At 63.5% G+C, this 17202-nt stretch carries 28 protein-coding genes; 17 read left to right on the top strand and 11 right to left on the bottom strand.

Annotated features, from left to right (window positions below; genetic code table 11):
* The first annotated feature begins 56 nt into the window (after positions 1 to 56).
* Together HNQ08_RS05975 and HNQ08_RS05970 are read left to right on the top strand one after the other, a co-directional pair.
* The gene (locus HNQ08_RS05975) at positions 57 to 797 is read left to right on the top strand and encodes an alpha/beta hydrolase family protein (protein WP_184128423.1); all 741 of its coding nucleotides are present in this window, start codon (positions 57 to 59) and stop codon (positions 795 to 797) included.
* Positions 798 to 895: 98 nt separating this feature from the next.
* The gene (locus HNQ08_RS05970; RefSeq protein WP_184128420.1) at positions 896 to 1084 is read left to right on the top strand and encodes a hypothetical protein; all 189 of its coding nucleotides are present in this window, start codon (positions 896 to 898) and stop codon (positions 1082 to 1084) included.
* Between the two features lie 93 nt (positions 1085 to 1177).
* On the opposite strand, the gene HNQ08_RS05965 is transcribed toward HNQ08_RS05970, so the two are convergent.
* Both HNQ08_RS05965 and HNQ08_RS05960 read right to left on the bottom strand, forming a co-directional pair.
* The gene (locus tag HNQ08_RS05965; RefSeq protein WP_184128417.1) at positions 1178 to 1651 is read right to left on the bottom strand and encodes an OmpH family outer membrane protein; all 474 of its coding nucleotides are present in this window, start codon (positions 1649 to 1651) and stop codon (positions 1178 to 1180) included.
* Between the two features lie 96 nt (positions 1652 to 1747).
* The gene (locus tag HNQ08_RS05960) at positions 1748 to 2236 is read right to left on the bottom strand and encodes an OmpH/Skp family outer membrane protein (protein WP_184128414.1); all 489 of its coding nucleotides are present in this window, start codon (positions 2234 to 2236) and stop codon (positions 1748 to 1750) included.
* Positions 2237 to 2376: 140 nt separating this feature from the next.
* Between HNQ08_RS05960 and HNQ08_RS05955 the strand changes: the two genes are divergently transcribed.
* Positions 2377 to 3000: a CBS and ACT domain-containing protein gene (locus HNQ08_RS05955; RefSeq protein ID WP_184128410.1), complete on the top strand. Its 624-nt coding sequence runs from the start codon at positions 2377 to 2379 to the stop codon at positions 2998 to 3000.
* An 84-nt stretch (positions 3001 to 3084) separates the two neighbouring features.
* Here the strand turns inward: HNQ08_RS05955 and HNQ08_RS05950 are convergent, their stop codons facing one another.
* Positions 3085 to 4245: an aminotransferase class V-fold PLP-dependent enzyme gene (locus HNQ08_RS05950; RefSeq protein ID WP_184128406.1), complete on the bottom strand. Its 1161-nt coding sequence runs from the start codon at positions 4243 to 4245 to the stop codon at positions 3085 to 3087.
* Positions 4246 to 4366: 121 nt separating this feature from the next.
* Between HNQ08_RS05950 and HNQ08_RS05945 the strand changes: the two genes are divergently transcribed.
* Positions 4367 to 5122 (top strand): M23 family metallopeptidase, encoded by a 756-nt coding sequence (locus HNQ08_RS05945; RefSeq protein ID WP_184128404.1) that lies wholly within the window; start codon positions 4367 to 4369, stop codon positions 5120 to 5122.
* Positions 5119 to 6081, top strand: coding sequence for a TolB-like translocation protein (locus HNQ08_RS05940; protein ID WP_229789696.1), 963 nt, complete (start codon positions 5119 to 5121; stop codon positions 6079 to 6081). The genes HNQ08_RS05945 and HNQ08_RS05940 overlap by 4 nt, the downstream gene beginning before the upstream one ends.
* A 239-nt stretch (positions 6082 to 6320) precedes the next feature.
* On the opposite strand, the gene HNQ08_RS05935 is transcribed toward HNQ08_RS05940, so the two are convergent.
* The 8 genes from HNQ08_RS05935 to HNQ08_RS05900 form a co-directional block, all read right to left on the bottom strand.
* Positions 6321 to 6599: a hypothetical protein gene (locus HNQ08_RS05935; protein ID WP_184128401.1), complete on the bottom strand. Its 279-nt coding sequence runs from the start codon at positions 6597 to 6599 to the stop codon at positions 6321 to 6323.
* A gap of 235 nt (positions 6600 to 6834) precedes the next feature.
* On the bottom strand, positions 6835 to 7404 hold the full coding sequence (locus HNQ08_RS05930; protein ID WP_184128398.1) for a DUF2726 domain-containing protein: 570 nt from the start codon (positions 7402 to 7404) through the stop codon (positions 6835 to 6837).
* Between the two features lie 417 nt (positions 7405 to 7821).
* Positions 7822 to 9279 (bottom strand): recombinase family protein, encoded by a 1458-nt coding sequence (locus HNQ08_RS05925; protein ID WP_184128395.1) that lies wholly within the window; start codon positions 9277 to 9279, stop codon positions 7822 to 7824.
* Positions 9276 to 10148: a DUF6414 family protein gene (locus HNQ08_RS05920; RefSeq protein ID WP_184128392.1), complete on the bottom strand. Its 873-nt coding sequence runs from the start codon at positions 10146 to 10148 to the stop codon at positions 9276 to 9278. Before HNQ08_RS05920 ends, HNQ08_RS05925 begins: the two co-directional genes overlap by 4 nt.
* The gene (locus HNQ08_RS05915) at positions 10102 to 10323 is read right to left on the bottom strand and encodes a hypothetical protein (RefSeq protein ID WP_184128388.1); all 222 of its coding nucleotides are present in this window, start codon (positions 10321 to 10323) and stop codon (positions 10102 to 10104) included. The genes HNQ08_RS05920 and HNQ08_RS05915 overlap by 47 nt, the downstream gene beginning before the upstream one ends.
* A 73-nt stretch (positions 10324 to 10396) precedes the next feature.
* A complete protein-coding gene (locus HNQ08_RS05910; protein ID WP_184128385.1) occupies positions 10397 to 11008 on the bottom strand; it encodes a hypothetical protein in 612 nt (203 codons plus the stop codon).
* 25 nt (positions 11009 to 11033) lie between these two features.
* Positions 11034 to 11699, bottom strand: a complete 666-nt coding sequence (locus tag HNQ08_RS05905) for an ImmA/IrrE family metallo-endopeptidase (protein WP_184128381.1) — start codon at positions 11697 to 11699, stop codon at positions 11034 to 11036.
* A complete protein-coding gene (locus HNQ08_RS05900; RefSeq protein ID WP_184128378.1) occupies positions 11686 to 12189 on the bottom strand; it encodes a helix-turn-helix domain-containing protein in 504 nt (167 codons plus the stop codon). Before HNQ08_RS05900 ends, HNQ08_RS05905 begins: the two co-directional genes overlap by 14 nt.
* A 99-nt stretch (positions 12190 to 12288) precedes the next feature.
* Here HNQ08_RS05900 and HNQ08_RS05895 point away from each other — a divergent pair, with 99 nt between their 5' ends.
* The 12 genes from HNQ08_RS05895 (at position 12289) to HNQ08_RS05840 (ending at position 17182) form a co-directional block, all read left to right on the top strand.
* Entirely contained in the window at positions 12289 to 12540 is a 252-nt protein-coding gene (locus tag HNQ08_RS05895; RefSeq protein WP_184128374.1) for a helix-turn-helix transcriptional regulator, read from the top strand.
* Positions 12537 to 12710, top strand: coding sequence for a hypothetical protein (locus HNQ08_RS05890; protein WP_184128370.1), 174 nt, complete (start codon positions 12537 to 12539; stop codon positions 12708 to 12710). Before HNQ08_RS05895 ends, HNQ08_RS05890 begins: the two co-directional genes overlap by 4 nt.
* A gap of 57 nt (positions 12711 to 12767) precedes the next feature.
* Entirely contained in the window at positions 12768 to 13193 is a 426-nt protein-coding gene (locus HNQ08_RS05885) for a hypothetical protein (RefSeq protein ID WP_184128367.1), read from the top strand.
* On the top strand, positions 13190 to 13381 hold the full coding sequence (locus tag HNQ08_RS05880; protein WP_184128364.1) for a hypothetical protein: 192 nt from the start codon (positions 13190 to 13192) through the stop codon (positions 13379 to 13381). The genes HNQ08_RS05885 and HNQ08_RS05880 overlap by 4 nt, the downstream gene beginning before the upstream one ends.
* Complete coding sequence (locus HNQ08_RS05875) at positions 13378 to 13545, top strand: hypothetical protein (protein ID WP_184128361.1); 168 nt, start codon at positions 13378 to 13380, stop codon at positions 13543 to 13545. The genes HNQ08_RS05880 and HNQ08_RS05875 overlap by 4 nt, the downstream gene beginning before the upstream one ends.
* Positions 13542 to 13838, top strand: coding sequence for a hypothetical protein (locus HNQ08_RS05870; protein ID WP_184128358.1), 297 nt, complete (start codon positions 13542 to 13544; stop codon positions 13836 to 13838). Before HNQ08_RS05875 ends, HNQ08_RS05870 begins: the two co-directional genes overlap by 4 nt.
* Positions 13839 to 13906: 68 nt before the next feature.
* The gene (locus HNQ08_RS05865) at positions 13907 to 14332 is read left to right on the top strand and encodes a hypothetical protein (protein ID WP_184128356.1); all 426 of its coding nucleotides are present in this window, start codon (positions 13907 to 13909) and stop codon (positions 14330 to 14332) included.
* Entirely contained in the window at positions 14329 to 14577 is a 249-nt protein-coding gene (locus tag HNQ08_RS05860) for a hypothetical protein (RefSeq protein ID WP_184128353.1), read from the top strand. Before HNQ08_RS05865 ends, HNQ08_RS05860 begins: the two co-directional genes overlap by 4 nt.
* 2 nt (positions 14578 to 14579) lie before the next feature.
* A complete protein-coding gene (locus tag HNQ08_RS05855; RefSeq protein WP_184128350.1) occupies positions 14580 to 14858 on the top strand; it encodes a hypothetical protein in 279 nt (92 codons plus the stop codon).
* Positions 14855 to 15886, top strand: coding sequence for a hypothetical protein (locus tag HNQ08_RS05850; protein WP_184128347.1), 1032 nt, complete (start codon positions 14855 to 14857; stop codon positions 15884 to 15886). Before HNQ08_RS05855 ends, HNQ08_RS05850 begins: the two co-directional genes overlap by 4 nt.
* The gene (locus HNQ08_RS05845; RefSeq protein WP_184128344.1) at positions 15883 to 16806 is read left to right on the top strand and encodes an ATP-binding protein; all 924 of its coding nucleotides are present in this window, start codon (positions 15883 to 15885) and stop codon (positions 16804 to 16806) included. Before HNQ08_RS05850 ends, HNQ08_RS05845 begins: the two co-directional genes overlap by 4 nt.
* Positions 16807 to 16810: 4 nt before the next feature.
* Positions 16811 to 17182: a VRR-NUC domain-containing protein gene (locus tag HNQ08_RS05840; protein ID WP_184128341.1), complete on the top strand. Its 372-nt coding sequence runs from the start codon at positions 16811 to 16813 to the stop codon at positions 17180 to 17182.
* The last annotated feature ends 20 nt before the right edge of the window (positions 17183 to 17202 follow it).

Genomic DNA, 17202 nt, shown 5'->3' with positions numbered 1-17202 from the left:
CCTCCTTCGTGCTGCCAGCGGGAATCCCCCTGCCCCGATCTGCGAGAATTCCCCGCATGGAACAGTTCGCGCAATTCTCGGTGGACGGACAGCGGCTCTACGGAATGCTCCACACCCCGGACGCCACCCCTCCTGCCCAGGGCTGGCCGTCGGTGGTCATGGTTCACGGCTTTACCGGCAACCGCATCGATCACCACCGCCTCCTGACCCTGCAGTCGCGGGTGCTGGCCGAGCGCGGCATCGCCAGCCTGCGCTTCGATTGCCGGGGCAGCGGCGATTCGCAGGGTGACTTCAGCGAGATGACGGTCTCGCGCGAGGTGGAGGACGTGCGGGCCGCCGCCGACTACATTCGCGCCCAGCCCAACATCGATCCGGAGCGGGTGATGCTGCTGGGTTACAGCATGGGCGGAATGGTGGCCACGCTGGCGGCGGAGGCCGTGCGCGCCCATCGGCTGCTGTTGTGGGCCCCCGCTCTGCCGGAACTGTGGCTGCCCCTGCTGAGCGGCGGCGTGCTGCCCAGTGGCGTGACCGACAGGGACGGCTGGCCGCTAGGCCGCGCCTTCCTGCAAGAAATGTCCCGCCTCCGTCCCCTGCAGGCCGCCGCCGGGTGGGGCGGGGTGGCCCACGTCATCCACGGCGACGCCGACACCACCTGCCCGCCGGAATGGGGCGTGCGCTATGCCCAGGCCCTGGGCTGCGACGCGGCGGCGATTCCCGGCGGCACCCACAACTTCACCAGCCTGGAAACCACACAGATGCTTTACGCGGAAACGCTGCGTTTTCTGAGCGGCGGCTGAGGCGCAGGAGGCGGGGCGCGAACCCTGTGCCTGACAGATGAAGTCCTGTTGTCCGAACGTGCATCCGTCCAGAACGTCGATCTCCTAACCTGTAACGCATGACCTCCGACGACAGGACCAGCCCCGATCAGCGCGGCGAGATCGTGCAGAGCACCGTGCCCGAAGCGCATCCCGAGGTGATCGACGTTCCCCAGGACGATCCCCAGAACGAGACACCCACCGACAAGTCCGCAAAATTGCAGCAGGAAATGACCAGCGGCATCATCCCCGACAACGAGGACGGCTAGCCTCAACGTCGAACGCCACAGACAAAATCAAACAGCCGTCTGGGAAGCGCTCCGGACGGCTGTTTGATTTTGTGCTTTTCAGGCGGGCAGGGCCTATTTCAGCGCCTTGATCACGGCGGCCGTCAGGTCGGTGGCGCTGGCGTTGGCGTAGATGACCAGTCGGTTCTGGGCGGCCACTCGCTGATCCATGACCACGCTGTACCCATTGGCCTTAGCGACCTTGGCGACAGCCGCATTCAACTTGGCCGCCAGGGGTTCAAAGGCCGTCGCGATACGCCCCTGGTACCCGCTCTGGGTGCTGTTATACGACTGCTGGGCGTCGAGGAGCGCCTTACGGTCTGCAGCGCTGCCAGAGCTCGCCACCTTGGCGGCCAGCTCGTCGATCTTGCCGCGCCGAGCCTTGAGATCAGCGTCGACACGGGCGGAGAGGTCCAGGTAGGCCTTGCTGGCGGGCAGGGCCTTGACGGCAGCCTGCACGTCGACCAGGCCCAGCCGGTTCTTGGCGCTCTGGGCGTGTGGCACCGTGGCCAGCAGCGCCAGCGGCAGGAGAATGAAAAATTTATTCAAGGGAAAGCCCTCCAATTGTTGGTGCCAGTCCCGTGGGCATCAAAACTGCCCCGCCATCAGGATATGCGGGGCAGTTCTTCAGCCTGGGGGCGGGAATCAGGGTTTGACAGCCTTGAGGGCCGCGTCGGTAATTTCGGTGCTGGGATCGGCGTAGATGACCAGTCCGTTGGCGGCCACCGACTTGTCCATAACCACCGAGTACCCGTTGGCCTTGGCCACGGAGCTGACAGCCGCGTCCACAGCCTTTTCAACCGCCGTGATCTTGGGGTCAATCTGCTTGTCGTAATCGGCAGCCTTGCTCTGGATGGTCTTGACGAGGGTCTCGCGCTGCTGCTTCTCGGCGGCCGTAGCATTGGCCCCCTTGGCGTCAATGGCCTTGACCTGCTTGTCCAGAGGGCTGAGTTCCGCGTCAGCCTTGGTCTGAATGGCCTTGATATCCTTATCGTTGGGATGCGCGGCCAGCAGCTTGGAAACGTCCACGAAACCGATCTTCTGTGGGGTGGTCTGGGCGTGCGGGGCGAGGGTCCCCAGGCCGAAAGCGGCGACGACGGCAAAGGGAGCCAGGGTTTTGGCGGTGATCTTCATGAAACGAAAGCTAGCACGGTGTTTTCTGAGCGGAATGAACCCCCTCACAGCCGCTTCACATGCGCCGTCAGCTCCTCATCAGACCGAGTCAGTGATGGCCTGGGGACATCCGGCCAAGCGTAATCCAGTAGACTTTTAGCATGCTCGTACGCGACTGGATGACCCGTGACCCCGTCACCGTAACCCCCAACACGCCTGTCATGGACGCCTTGAAGATCCTCAAGGAGGGCAATTTCCGCCGTCTGCCGGTCATGGACAAGGGCAAACTGGTGGGGATCACCACCCGTAAGGACCTCAAAGACGCCATGCCCAGCAAGGCCACCACCCTGAGCGTATGGGAACTCAACTACCTGCTGAGCAAGCTGACGGTGGCCGAGATGATGGCCCGGCCCGTGATCACAGCCGCCGAAGGCGAGTATATGGAAGACGCCGCGCTGCGGATGCAGGAGCACCACGTGGGCGGTCTGCCTGTGCTGGACGACAGCGGCAAACTGAGCGGCATCATCACCACCATGGACGTGCTGCGCGCCTTCACCGACATTCTGGGCATGCGCGAGGGCGGTCCGCGCATCACGCTGGAGATGCCCGATACCCCCGGCAGCCTGGAAAAAGCCACGCGGGCGATCATGCCCAGCAACATCATCAGCGTCGCCACCTACGATGGCCGGGAAGACCGCCGCCGCTTCGTGATGCGCGTCAGCGGCGAGGGCACGAAGGATGTCAAGCAGCGCGTGCGCGACTCGGGCATTACCGTACTGGACTGAGCAGGCTCTGATTCACAAACCGTCCAGCCGCCCAGGATGTTCTCTCCTGAGCGGCTGGACGGTTTGATCTTCCGAAGTCCTCCCCTATCTCAGGGCTGCCCACGCGGCAGCGACTGCCGTGCCACGCTCGAAATCGTGTCCCAGGGACGCGAAGGCATCCTCCAGCATCCCCGCCACACCCAGAGCGTCGTAACGGTCCGCGTACCCCATGGTGCTGACGCGGAACACAGTGTCCTCGTGGGGAGCCTGACCGGCCAGGGCGCGCTGGCCCAGTGCAGTCAGGGCAGCGGCGATCTGGCGGCCTGTCAGTCCGTCGGGGGCTTTCAGGACGGCGACAGCAGGGCTGGGGCGGGCGGACCACGCCGGGCAGCCCAGAGCGGTCCCGGCGGCGATCAGCGCGTCTACCTTGCGCTGCTGCTCGGCCCACAGCACCTCCAGCGGCACGCTCAGCGGGCGGTCCAGCGCGGCAGACAGGGCGTAGATTAGATTGATGGCTGGAGTCTGCGGCGTGTTGCCCGCCTTCTGGCCCTTGAGTTCCCGGGTCAGGTCCAGGTAGTAACCGTGGGCGGTGTTCTGGACCAGGCGGGCCTGCACTTCGGGACTGAACAGCACAAAGCCCAGACCCGGCGGGGTGGCCGTCCCTTTCTGGCTCCCCGACACGATCACGTCCACACCCCACGCGGCAGGGCGCAACTCAGCCACCCCGTAGGAGGTCACGCAGTCGGCAATAACGATCAGATCGGGATTCTGGGCTTTAGCAGCCTGCGTGATGGCCTCCAGATCATGCAGCGCCCCGGTGCTGGTCTCGCTGTGGGTGATCAGCAGGGTGTGGGCGTCGCGGCAGGCCTCGGCAATTTCGCCCGCATCCAGCAGCTCGCCCCAGGGGCGGGCCACGATCTGCACGTCGTAGCCGAAACGCCGCGCCATGTCGCCCCAGCGCTCGCTGAACTTCCCGGCCTGGGCGTTGACCACCCTGGCGCCAGCAGGGGTGGTGCTGACCAGTGCGCCCTCGAAGGCCCCGGTGCCGCTGCTGGTGGTGATGACGGCCTCATAGGGATCCCCCAGCAGGCGGGTCAGCTTCTGCCGCGCTTCCAGCAGCTTGTCCACGGCGGCGCGGCTGCGGTGGTGCATCTGCGGCTGCGCCAGTTCCAGCAGCACGCGGGGGTCCACCTCTACCGGGCCGGGCGCGATCAGGCGTTCGCGGTTCAGCGGGACGTGGGCAGCAGTCTGGGGCGGGAGGGTCATGGGTCCAGAGTAGCCCCGCCACATCAGCACGCTGGGCAGAGGTCTGAACCGCCCCATCCCGCAGCCGCCCAACCGTAGCCGCTGGCACGTCTTGAACCGCCGGAGTGCGGCAACATCACGTATGCCCTCCCCTATCCCGGCCCATTGGCGGAGCCAGCCAATCCGACGGGCCATCTTGACCCTGTGCGGTCTTCTGCCTCTCTCCCTGGCCGCCGCCCACTACGTTCCGGCCCTGCCCTTGAGTGCCATCGCCCCCCCGGCCCGACAGTTCGGACTGCCCTTCGCGGGCGCCCCCGGCCCGGACACCTGGCTGCTTGGCCAGGGCTACGGCAACACCACTGGCGCGTATCGTCAGCGGCGCAGCACCTACGGCAACCTGCAGGGCATCCACGCCGGGCTGGACTTCAGCGCTCCATGCGGCACCCCCGTGCTTGCCATTGGCGATGGTGTGGTGGCCGAGGTGGATGGCCCGCACGGCAGCCCCCCGCACAACGTGGTCATCGATCACGCGGGCAACCTGAGCAGCCTGTACGGACACCTGCTGAAACGCGCCTCGCTGCGCCCCGGTCAGAAGGTCACGCGCGGGCAGGTCATCGGACAGAGCGGCGACTCGCAGGGGACGTGTATCAGCGCGCCGCATCTGCATCTGGAACTGCGGGACCGATCTCACCAGCGCTTCTTCAACCCGCTGCCCTACATCGCTGCCGACTGGAACACGCTGGCGCTGGCGGGCAGTTTTGGGCGCGGTTACGAGTATGACCTGAATGCCCCGCGCAGGTGGCAGACGCCGGACTCGCAGCCGGCCGCCCTGCGTGGAGGCCGATTGCTGAACGAGTACGCAAAACCCTGGCCTCTGGCTCCGGGAGGCTCACGGTGAAGAGGCTCCTTCTGACCCTGGTTCTCGTGGGCACATCCGCCCTGGCCGCCACCCTGCCTTCCCGCGCCGTCCTGAGTGGCGAGTGTTGCCCCGGCACGGTCTGGACACCAGACTCAAAGGCGCTGCTGTTCCTGGACGGGCCGCCTGCGCGCGCCAGTACCGGATTTTACGAAGTGGCGGCCACGGGGGGCACAGTCACACGGCGGTTTTCCAGCGTCGCCTACTTCTCGCCCAGGTTGCGCTGGGCGGTACGCCCCAGTACAGGAGAAACGACGGTGCTGGAGCGGCTGGTCGATGGCAAGCGCTTCACGCTGCCCACCTACGGCGCGGACGTGACCTGGAACGACGACGAGACGCGGCTGGCCTACACCCGCAGTGACACCAGTGGCAACTATGACCGCCGCGCCACACGGGTCTTTGTGGCCGACGCTTTTGGCTCCCCCCGTGCCGTCGCTACCCTTTACGGCGGTGGGGTCAGCGGCTGGGTGGACGACGACACGCTGCTGCTGTCGGGCAAGAGCGCGCCCGGCAACCGGGACCGGGACCTGTTTACTCTCAATCTTCGCAATGGAGCGAAAAAGACGCTGCGGACGGCGCTGGGCTTCCGGGGCATCAGCCTCAGCCCGGACGGGAAGAGGGTGTTGTACACGATTTCTTTCGACAGCGCTGCGCGCAACGGGCTGTGGCTGCAAGCGACGGCAGGCGGCTCTCCCACTGAGATCAACGATTACGGCGCCTATCGCTGGCGCGATGCGGGCCGTTTCCTGCTGATTCCCCTTAAATCTGCCGGCGACGCCCACGTTCTGCGGCAATACGATGTGAAAGCGAACGGTTGGAACACGCTGGGCGATCTGGGGCATCAGGTCCGCCAGGGTGACTGGAACATCAGTCCAGACGGCAAATTGCTCAGTTTCCTGAGCGCGAGGGACGGCAACGTGCGGGTGCTGACGCTGCCGTGAACTGAGGGCAGTGGCAGAGCGCTGCCCTCATCTATTCACATCACGATCTCTATTCGCTGCCATCCGAGAGCTTCTCTAGCGTCAGGAAGATGGAAGGAGTCTCGCTTTGCTCTTGAATGAGCCACATGCTCTTGAGAGAGGATAGGCAACCGGCAGTGGCTCACTCCCTGCATTCTGCAAGTTCTTTATGTCATGGCAGGTGGCGAACGCGCCGGGACCCCTCGACCACGGTGAATTCCTCAGGCCGCAGGAGAGACGACAAGAGACCTTTCCTGTTTCCGTAGCGCTCGCGCCCGCTGCAATCCCTTCTCCACGAGGGCGTTCGCGGATGGCTCATCGTCCGTGGCCTCGACAAAATCGCTCCAGTCCGTGAGCTGACCGTCAAACTTCAACCCGTAACGAACTTCGATCCCGAGTCTTGGTTCAAGCTTCGAGATCGCCGGTAGATTTCTGCGCTGCCTGATGATTTCAATGTCGTAATCCAGGTAAGAAAACTTGCGGATCGAACTTTTTCCCATGAATTTAGGGTAGTCAGGCGGTGATTTCATCCACGTCACAACGTTCTCCAGTTAGCCTCCGCTGAAGCTTCGTTCAAGGAATTCTGAAGGAGAAGCCCAGCAAATGATCTGTTAACTGCGCTATTTAGCTTGAAGCCAGCTCCTTACGTCTTTATTGTCCTTCCGCTGCAACGAGTACACGGCGTTCGCATTCCCCGGCCCAAGACGTTCAGCCGGCCAACGGCAAGCCACGCGATTACAGGAGAGGATTCTGCTCGGACCTGAGGTAGCGCCACAGCAGCGCCTCCAGACCCTCCTGCGTGTGATCCTCCTCGGCCCTGAGACGCAGCAGCAGCAGGCCAGCACTGTGGAAGGCCAGGTCTTTGGCCTTATCGCTGCGGCTCTGTTCCGCGTGGTTGGCGGTCTTCCCACTGAGTTCGATGCCTGCTACTGGATGATGGCCGTCCAGACTGACGATCAGAAAATCAACGTGCTCGTCCCGCAAGCGGGCGAGGACGGCCTGTTGCGGAGGCAGGGCAGCGATGATCTGGAACACGTCATACAGCCGTACGTTCGGAAACGCCCGGTAACCGGGGGGCAGCGCCTGCTCGAGTGTGCGGAAGAAAGCTCCCTCAGCGAGGCTGAAAAAGGGGGTGTGGAGCTTGACGGCCAAGTGCTCGGGCAATACCTCTGCCGGTGGATCAGACGCGCTGCTCGGCGGCTGGATCGCCCGACGCGGTGCGGTCTGCCTGCCCAGGAAAAACGCACCCCCTGCCAGCGCCGCCGCTGCGACGATGATCAGTAAGTCAAGCACAAGCGCATCCATCCCCGCAGCATAAAGGGTGGCCATGACAGGGGTCTGGCAGATGGCGCATCTCAATATCACAGGTCACGGAAAAAGCGGCCCGCAGGCCGCCTTGATTCCCTGAATATAACACCGTATACAGCCCTCGTCAAACTATGCGCTCCGATTCACAGACCAGATTTGGCAACGCACCTTTTGAGCGTCAAAACTTCGATTAGCGAACACGTACCTCCCGGGTGTCGCCCTCAATTGCCTGTGCGCGCACGTCGAACTGAAAAGGCATCCTGATTAGATAAGCACGCGGAAAGTTCGATTCAGACGAGGAAATCTTCAAACTGCCGGCGAGAAAGGCAGAGTAGAGTCGGAAAAGATTTCCAACTCTGAAATTGTGTCTCTAGCGGACCACAATATTGATGATCCGCTCCTAGTGACACAATTTCACCGCCGATACACCGTCACCTCCACCCGCTCAATCCCCTCCGGCCCCAGCACCAGCCGCGCCGCCCAGGTGTCCAGCGCTTCCCGCCGCTCCTCGAGGCCGCTTAGCCCCGCAAGGTGACCAGTCATCTGCGCGGCCAGGCCGGTCATGTCCGGCGCAGGCTGGGCAGGCGGCGGCAGACTGTCACGCTCCAGCCGCCGCATCTCGTCTCGCAGCGGTTCCAGAGCAGAGGTCAGCACATCGTCCGGCAGGTGGTGGGCCACCGCGCGCCGCACGGTCTCGGCCATCTGGGTGCGCAGCTCGGCCAGGCGGGCGCTGTGGTCCGGCCCGCTGGCCTCCGCGGGCAGGGAGGCCACCAGCACCGCCGGATCCGTCATAGCCTGCACGAAGAGCTGCCATCCAGCCTCATCCACTTTCGTGTGGTTGTGGACCCGACGATGATTGCAGTTCTTCGCCCCGGCGAGTAAGGCGCTTACACCGGTGTTGTAGGTGTTGCGGCAGCGGTAGTTGATGTAGTGGGTCTGCTCTCCGGCCTTGTTGGTGTTGTAATTGCTGAACACCGACATGCTGCCGCCGCACAGGCCACAGCGCAGGTGCCCAGCCCACAGCGCCGGGAAGCGGGTGCGCGCGGCCCGGTTGGTGCGCCGGCCACTGACCAGCTGTCGCACCTGGCGGAACTCGGCGGGTGTCACCAGGCCTTCAAAAGTCACAGTGGACGTCTCGCCGCCTGGGCCGGTAAAGACCCGGCGCCCCGTGTACGCCTCGTTGTTCAGGATGTACAGCACATGGCGCTGGGTCCATAGTCCCTGTGAGGATTTGTGGGGACGGGGCACGGTCACGCCCGCCTGGATCAGATACGCGGCGATCGTGGGGCTCCCCTGCCCGGCCAGCGCCCGGTCGAAGATCTCGCGGACCACCGGGCCTGTCTCCGGGTGCGGCTCGATGGTCAGCGACTTGCCTCGGTCATCGCGCACAATCCGGTACCCGTAAGGCGGCTGGCCGTGCGGCCACAGGTTGCGCGCGGCCTTGCTGGACTTGCCGCGCTGGAGGCGGTCCACAATATCGGCGTGATCGGATTCGGCCTCGGCCGCGTCCCGCAGGAAATTCTTCCAGTTGCGCCGGTCTCTCAGGTTGCCGGTGCCGGCGATCCAGACAGTCCCGCCCAACTGGTGGATGGTGCGCGCGATGCCCACCGTCACCTCGACGTGCCGCCCCACCCGGTTGGGATGCGAGAACACAACGTTGACGCCCTGGTGCTGGCGGGCCAGCTGGTAGTAGCGGTTCTCAGCAGCGCGCGCATGATCCGTGCCGGTGATCGACTCCTCGACCCAGTCGGTGATCACCAGGCCCGCGCGCTCGGCCTCGCGGGTGATGTCCTCACGCTGACGGTCCGGCCCGTAACGGTCCGCCTGCATATCCGTACTGACGCGGATTCCACCAATGGTGGGCGGCGTCATAACTCGATATAGAGGGCAATAGGCTGAACAGAGTAATCCGGCGCGCCCGTCAGTGTCCTGAAGACCTCGGCGAAATCGACAGCGCCACCGAGACCCATCGTGGCCCGATTGTGGGAACCAGTAGCCGATGGAGGACTGAAGGCCAGCAACGTCGCCTGGATGTCATTGGTGAGATAGATGGCTCGCATCTGCTCTAAGGTCAACGTCAGGTGCTCAGGATTCAAAGGCGCAATGACCGATGCACCTTCCGAGGTCATGTGGGCCGTGATGTCGCTGAGCGATAAAATCTTGAGCATCTTGGCGAGCCCGGATGCCTCTTGAGGTTTCAGCGGCTTTTCAGGGCCGGAAAAGGTCACAAGGGTTTTCGTATCCAGCAAAACGCTATGTAAGATCGTCCAGTCCACGAAAGACATGACGCCGCGAAAGCGGATCAGACCTGACGACTGCTCACCTGTAAAGTCTGTCAGATGTCCACGCGCTTCCAGCTCTCGCTCAACGACCAGGAGAACGTTATCCAGTTCCGCCTTGTCTTCCAGCAGGGCATCGTAAGAAATATTTAGCGCCTGATCGCCGCCGGTGGTGATGGTCGTGCGGGTGCCCTCTGAGCTCTCCGCTTCTCCCCTGAGTTCTGCGCCAAAGCTGACTCCGGCGCTCCCTGTCCGCCGGGCATCTTCAAACGTTTCACGTTCCCGCTTGATCTTGGAGATGATGTCACCGTGCTTGGACGCTTCCAGCAGACGGCGCATTACCGTTACGCCATCGAAAAGCTGCGAGGCATACGACAACAATCTGCCCCGGTCCAGGTAGATGATTTCGCGCGGATCAGTACCGCTGCCATTTCCGCTGGATGGCCTGACGTCGCCGCTCATGCCGCGACTCCAGTTCGGCCACCCGCGCGGAAGTCTCCGACTCCTCTTGCGCTGCCAGCTTTTCCAGATCGGCCAGCTCTACGCCAGCCTGCGCCACACCGCGCTGGACCGACTTGAGCAGTTCGGTGAGCGCTTCGCTGATGCGCGCATTGGCTTCGGCCACGTGCGAGTCCATGTCTATTCACTTTACTCCTTCGGTCCAGCAACACCATGGCTGTTGCTCCTAAATGAATTCAGTGCGGAATGGGTCATCTCAATTTCACGATGTCGTAGACCTTCCCGACATACGGGTACTCGCAAGTCACGCGCACCATGTTTCCAGTCTCAGGCTTGACGTCGCAGCCTACCGCCACCAAGGAAACCAGCGGGATCAGAGGCCCATTGACGGGGGCGCTCTGGCCTTGACGAATCACCTTCCCACTGTTGGTCCATACCAGCATACGAAGGTCAAAAGAGGCCACAGAATTTGTGCCAGTACTGGGCGCAGTATTGGCTGCTGGCAGGGTGGCCGCGGGCGATACCACGATCAGAGTCTTAAACGGTGCCAGGGCGAATAACGCAATACCGATAAGCTGACCATCCTGCTCGACGAAAGTTTGAACGCTTCCCCCCACGAGCTGCCGCCACGGCTTAGTCAGCATCTTGCGCGGGTCTATGTCGATCAGGCGCCGCACAATATCGATCGACATATCTGCCATAGAGCATTCAGACCCAGCTGATACCTGCACTGGGCAGGAAAGACGCACGGCCCGCGTGACCAGCGCCAGCTCGTCAGCAATGTTGGCAGGAGTAGAAGCGGCAGAAGCAAGCGAGAGAGATAGAAGGGCAAGGGCAACAAGTCTCTTCAGTGACTTCTTCATTCATAACCTCGTTTTTGACACCTCATCAAGCGATGGTCCCCATGACGCGCCCGCCTCCCAGCGAGATCAGGGACACGTCTGGGTGCAGGATGTGCAGCTCTGGCACGCGATCATGCCGGCGAAACGGCACCTTGGCACGGCACGCCGTGACGTCCTGGATGTAATTCTCAGTGGCCGTAAACGCGCCCCGGTATGCAGTCACGTCCTGCCAGGTCCAGCGCCGCATGGCCGCCGGCTCGCTGGCCCCGCTCAGCTTCATCAGGTGCAGCACCGCGTCAGGCCGATCGCGGTACAGCTCCCAGGCCTCCAACAGATCAGGGGCGGGCATCAACAGACGGCCCGCCGCGTAATTGATGATCAGCTCGATGTGCCGCCGCATGTCCGGCACCGAGGCGTGGTAGTGCTTGATCAGCCGGACATATCCACCACGTTTGGCCAGAATGTGGGCCATTTCGTGAGCCACCGTGAACAGGTAGCGACTGCCGTAATCGTCGGCCGTGACGGTAATCAGATCATTGGCCCGGTCCTGGTCACGGCTGCGCGCCATGTAGCGGGGGCCGATCTCGTACCGGATGCCCCAGAGCTGGCACAGCTTGACCGGATCCCGTTCCCACTTTGTCTCAGCATGTTCGCCCTCGATGAATTCCAGGGTGTCTGCAATCAGGGCGTCGAGCACTTTACTTGGGATCAATGAGCTTCGAGAGTCGAACGTAGATGGCCAGCCAGTCCTCTGGACTTTCCGGTTCCTCTCGGAAGTCCAGATCCGACAGCTCCAGCAGCCAACGCCGCTCGGCCAGGGGGGCGTTCTTGCCGTGGCCATACAGCTGGGCAGCTTCCAACAACATGTCAGGGATCTCAGGTTCGACTTCTGGAGGCAGCGTCCAGCCCCGGCGCTCGGCGTCGGTGAGCGGGGCGTTGATTACAGCCGCCGGATTCAGTTCTGCAATCTCAGCATCCGATAAGCGAAGAATGGTTGCAATTTTCCCAAAATAGCGGCCATGCACCCAGCCGATCCGGTCATTGACCATTCGGCTGATGTAACTGGGTTCCACGCCAAGCTGCGCTGCCAGCTCCTTCTGCTGCATCTCAGCGCGAAGGAGAAATCGTTCTAGTTTCTGCCCGGGCGTCTCGATAGCAGCCATTAAAAAAGTTCTGTCATAGCGCTGAAATGCGACTTGCATGACCCTCCCTACGACACACGGTATACAAAAGTTTCATATGTATAAAGATCATATGCGTCATGTGTTGATTGAAACATTACACCTGTGTATATTCAAGGTATGAGGCAAACCACCGGGCAGTTGTTGAAAGAGGCCAGGGCAGCCTGCGGCCTTACCCAAAAAGAGGTTGCTGAGCAGGCTTTTGGGGATGCGTCGTATCAGAGCCTAGTGTCGCGCTGGGAGGCGGACATGGTTGAGCCGTCTCTGCCAAACCTTCGCAAACTGGCTCCTCTTCTCCGTCTTTCGCTCGGTGACTTTACACTTGTGTCTTCTATAATCCACCCGACACCCGACCTGCAGGCCATTGCATGAACCGCCCCTCCCCTACTGCGCCCTACGTGATCCGCGAAGCCCACGGCAACCGCGTAATGGCAGACCGCCAATGGGCCTGGCTGATCGACCTGGCCACCCGCACCCACAACCCCACTCCCCCCGCGCCCGTCGAGGCGCGTCAAGAGCGGCCCGCTCAGAAGACGGGCTGAAGCAAAAGAAGAGGCACGCGTCTCTCACCTCGCGTGCCCACACAAAGGGGTTCCTGCATGAGTATACACCATCCTACATCCACCCTGGTAGACCCTCGCGCCCAGCAGGCCGCTCGATTCGCCTTTAACGTCGCCTTGGCCAGCGCGCATAGCTATGCGCGCCTGCACCACATTCCCTTCAACCCGGTCAACGTGGACGCGGTGATCACCTTTGAAGGCGAGGATTACGCCGTCGAGGTCAAGGGCGTCGGGCAGACCAGCAAGACCGAAACACTGGCCTTCACGGTCACCCACCGTAGCACCGGCTTTTCTTTCACGTTTGACACGGTGATCCGCAGCGAGCGGCGCAACAAGGCCGGAAACGTCAAGGTCCGCTACAACCTGACCGGCAAGGGCAGCTGGACCACCCTGGACGAGGCGAGCGCCGGACTGGTGGCGCTGGCCGCAGGCTGGCTGGCGAAGTTCAAAGGGATGGCAGGATGACCTGCCCAGAACAAACCGCCCGCCTTGCCTACGAGCGTGCCGTGCAGAAGCGGGACGCGGCGCAGTACGTCATGACCAGGGTGCCGCTGGAGCTGGCCCTGGACGCCCACCGCCAGTATGCGGCCCGCGCTCAGGCTGTGCTTGTCGCCTCCGATGCCTGGATGAGGCTGCGGGCGGTGGCTGCGTGACTCGCACCGATGCCCTGCTGATCCTCGCCATCGTGGTCCTTGCCCTAGCCGGTGTGGCCGACTCGCCCGTGTGGTCACCCACCCTGATCGTGTTGGGCGTGGGCACCGCCGCCTGGGGCTGGAAACGGGCCGATGTGGACGATCTGCTCAGGCTGTTCGCGTGACCGCCCCTGTTCCCCTCTCCGATCAGCAGTGGGCCGCCTTCCTGGATGCCGCTGGCGCCTCCCTGACGCGCTGGGGTTTCCGGGTCCGGCCTGTCGGCATCCCAATCCCCACGACTCCAGAGGCTGCTGCCCTGGTCGCCGATGGTCGCGGCTGCCTCGTGGTCTACCGCGCTGGACACGTCGAGTACATGGCGGATTGGCCAACTCGCCTGTGCGACTGCACCAACGGCCGACGCAATCAGCCCCTGATCAACTGCCCTCACTGCCGGGGCGAAGGAACGGTCACGACATGATTGACGCCACACCTCAACCTGCCCACCTGAAACGAGTGCGTCCGCAACGCGGAGAGGGAGCCTGAGCCATGAAGCAGACCCTGAAGGTGGCCGTGGACGCCATCAAGCACGAATACAACCTAAAAGGTACGCCCATGACGGTCCTGCACCTGGAACTGCCCAGCGGCGCGGACCTGAAATTTCTCCAGCGTGCCCACCGCATCAGCCATAAGGACGACGGGTGGGTGAGCGCGACGTTCACGCTGCGAATTTATGGCGGTGGGGACCGGCGCACCTGGCGGCTGGAGAGCCGGGGCAGCAAAACGAAGGACTTCAAGGTGGTGGCCGTCGTGGAGCTGTACTTCAGCCCAGGCAGCCGCTTCGAGCAGTACTTCAGTCCAGTGGACCCGGACCGTTTCGACATCGAGCTGGACGTCGAAGTGGAGGAAGCGCAGGACAACACGCCGCTGTTTCCAAAGACGCAAAAAGACGAGGACGAGGGGCTGAACGCATGAAGATCGGTTACAAAGTGGCTTACATGATGACCGGCCCGAGTGGGCTGATCACGCACAACTCGGAGCGCTTCACGACTAAGAAATTCGGCAGCCTGGGTGAGTGCCGTGAAATGGCTGGGTGGTTCGCGGATGAGTTAAAGGATGCCGATCACATCGGTCCGGTGGTCCTTCAGGAACTGGATGACCAGGATGACGATGGGCAGGATTCCATCAGTGTGCCGCTAGGCCGCGAGCGGGGCTCGTGACCGTGAGCCGCTTGACGTTCGTCCTCACGGACCTGATCAGCCGCGCTCAGCCAGGGCAGTCCGTTCCTTTCACACGGCTGCCCTCTGGCCTGCGGGTGGCGGTGCGGTGCCTGCCTTCGGGTGCACGGCAGCTCAGCCTGACCCGCACCGCCAGCCAGAAGCCCAGCGTCAAGGAGGCCGAGGTCTGCCGCGAGCATGCCAACTGGCCTTTGGCAAGCATTGAGGAGGCCAGAACCGTTTCGGGCTTGCCCTGTCTGCTGGTTACTGAGGCACGGCCGTGAGCAGGAACACCGCGATGGACCTGGTGCTGCAGTTCATGGGCCGCCAGAACACCATTCCCACCCCCGTGCCGTTCATCCGCATCCTGGGGGACCACACTGCCGCCGCGTTCCTGGCCCAGTGCCTGTACTGGGGAGACCGCACTACCAACCCCGAGGGCTGGTTCCACAAGACCCACGAGGAGTGGCACGACGAGCTGGTGCTGACCCCGGATCAGGTGCGCCGCTGCGTGCGCACCTGTGGGGTGATGGTGGAAGTCAAGCGTGCTGGAATCCCAGCGCGTAACCACTACCGCGCCAACCGTGAAGAGGTGGCCGCCGCGCTGGAACGCCTGGCAGTTGAAAGCCAGAACGCCACAGCAAGTTGTGGGGAAACCCAACAACTGGAAACGGACAAACCCCACAACAGTGCGCGGACAAAGCCCACAGCTAGGCGCACGGCGAACCCCACAACTAAGTCAGAACCTACTTCAGAACCTACACAGAACCTACAAAAGACAGCAGCAGCAGACGAAAGCGAGATGACAGGCCCCGAAGAACATCTCGGCGGTCTGCGGTCCGGGCAGAATCTGAAACAGGAGTTCACTCAGCAGGGCGGCGCGGAGCGCGCCGACGCCCCTCACGGGGCGGATGGAGTGGACGCTCTCACCGTCTCAGGAACTGAGCAGGGCGCAGCAAATGCCGAAATCGATCACGCCACGTCCCTTGAAAAAGGTCCGCCGGGCGCGGCGCTGGCGGCCCTGACCGCCGCGCTGGCCGGCATGAAGAAGGGCGTGGCCGCCCTGATCGGCGAATACCCGGACCGGCAGGGCTGGCTGGAACTGGCCCCGGCCCGCATCCGTGAGCTGCTGGCTGCAGCGAGAGCGGCGAACGGCAAGCACTACCGGGGCGCGCTGATTGAGGCGCTCGACGAGGAAGTCCGGCGGCGCAACCTTCCGCCCTCATCCAGGCAACCGCAAGACGACGACATCGACATGGCCGCCCTGATGGCCGCCGCCCCCCTGAATCCCATCCCCGGAGGCCGCAAATGACCGCAACCACGCCCCCCCTGACCACTGAACTGGCCGAGGCCGCCCACGGCTACCTGACACAGACCCGCGCCAATGCCCGCTCCGGAATGCCCACTCGCCGTGAGGGTTCCAGCCTGGACGTGATGCTGGGCAAGCTGGCCGCCTCTGGCCACCGCGCCCCCGTCCTGCCCACCGCCGCCGATCTGGAGCATTGGAAGGCCGATCCCACCTCGCTGGCCGACGAACAGCACACCCGCTCCTGCGCCGGTGGCCTGATCGAGGTGCAGATCGAGCCGGGCCGCACCGCCGCCGTCCCCTGCCCGCGTTGCACAGCCAGCCGCCGCGAGATCACCCTGCGTGAACGCCTGAGTGCGGCGGGCATTGCCGCGCGCTACCTGGAGGTGGAATGGGCCGGGCTGGATCTTGCGCTGGACCCGTTTCCGCGCCTCCAGCGGGCCACGGCGAATATTGCCCAGATCATCGCTGGCAACGACAGCCTGGTGCTGACCGGACCGCCCGGCAGCGGGAAAACCCAGGTGGCCGTGCTGGCCGCCAAGGCAGCGCTGGCAGCCAACTTCAGCGCCCTGGTGGTCAATCTGGGGCGGCTGGCCCTGGACGTGCGCGAGAGCTACCAGGGCGGCGGCGCCGGGATCACCGAGCGCCAGGCGCTGGAGCTGCTGATCCGCCCTGACCTGCTGATCCTCGACGATCTGGGGGCAGGTGAAACCGATACGGCCGCCGTGGAACGCCGGTTGCTGTACCTGGCGCTGGAAGACCGGCAGAACGCCCGCAAGCCGTGCATCGTGACCACCAACCTGGACGCCGCTGAGCTCGCCCGTCACCTGGGAGCGCGCAACCTGGGGCGGCTGCAACCGCTGGAGATCGTGGGGATGCACCACGGGCGCAACTTCCGGGTAAGCGAGGAGAAGAGCCGGTGGTGAGCTGATGCCCCTCACCGAAGCGGAGACCGAGGCGCAGATCAGCGACATCCTGAAGCGCCATCACTGGTATCCCGTCAAGACGGACGCCGCCCTGGTCATTCGTGGCCGGGGCCGTGTCCCTCGTTCGCACATTCCTCTAGGCTTTCCAGACATGACCTATCTGCTCGCCCTGCCCGGCACGTCGCTGTGTCTGGCCGCGCTGGTGGAGACCAAGACCCTGAAGGGCAAGCTGCGCGATTCCCAGACCGCTAGGCATGCCGAACTGAAGGACCTGTACGACCTCCACGTTCACGTCCTGCGCGATCCAGCCCAGGCGTTGGCGCTGGTGACCGAAGCACAGCGGGTGCTGGGGATGCTGAAAGCGGGGCTGCCGTGAAAGCCCCACCACCCCGGAGG

The organism is Deinococcus humi (assembly GCF_014201875.1).
GTDB lineage: Bacteria > Deinococcota > Deinococci > Deinococcales > Deinococcaceae > Deinococcus > Deinococcus humi.
The sequence above is the reverse complement of the archived record's forward strand: the minus strand, read 5'-3'. Positions and strand labels throughout refer to the sequence as shown.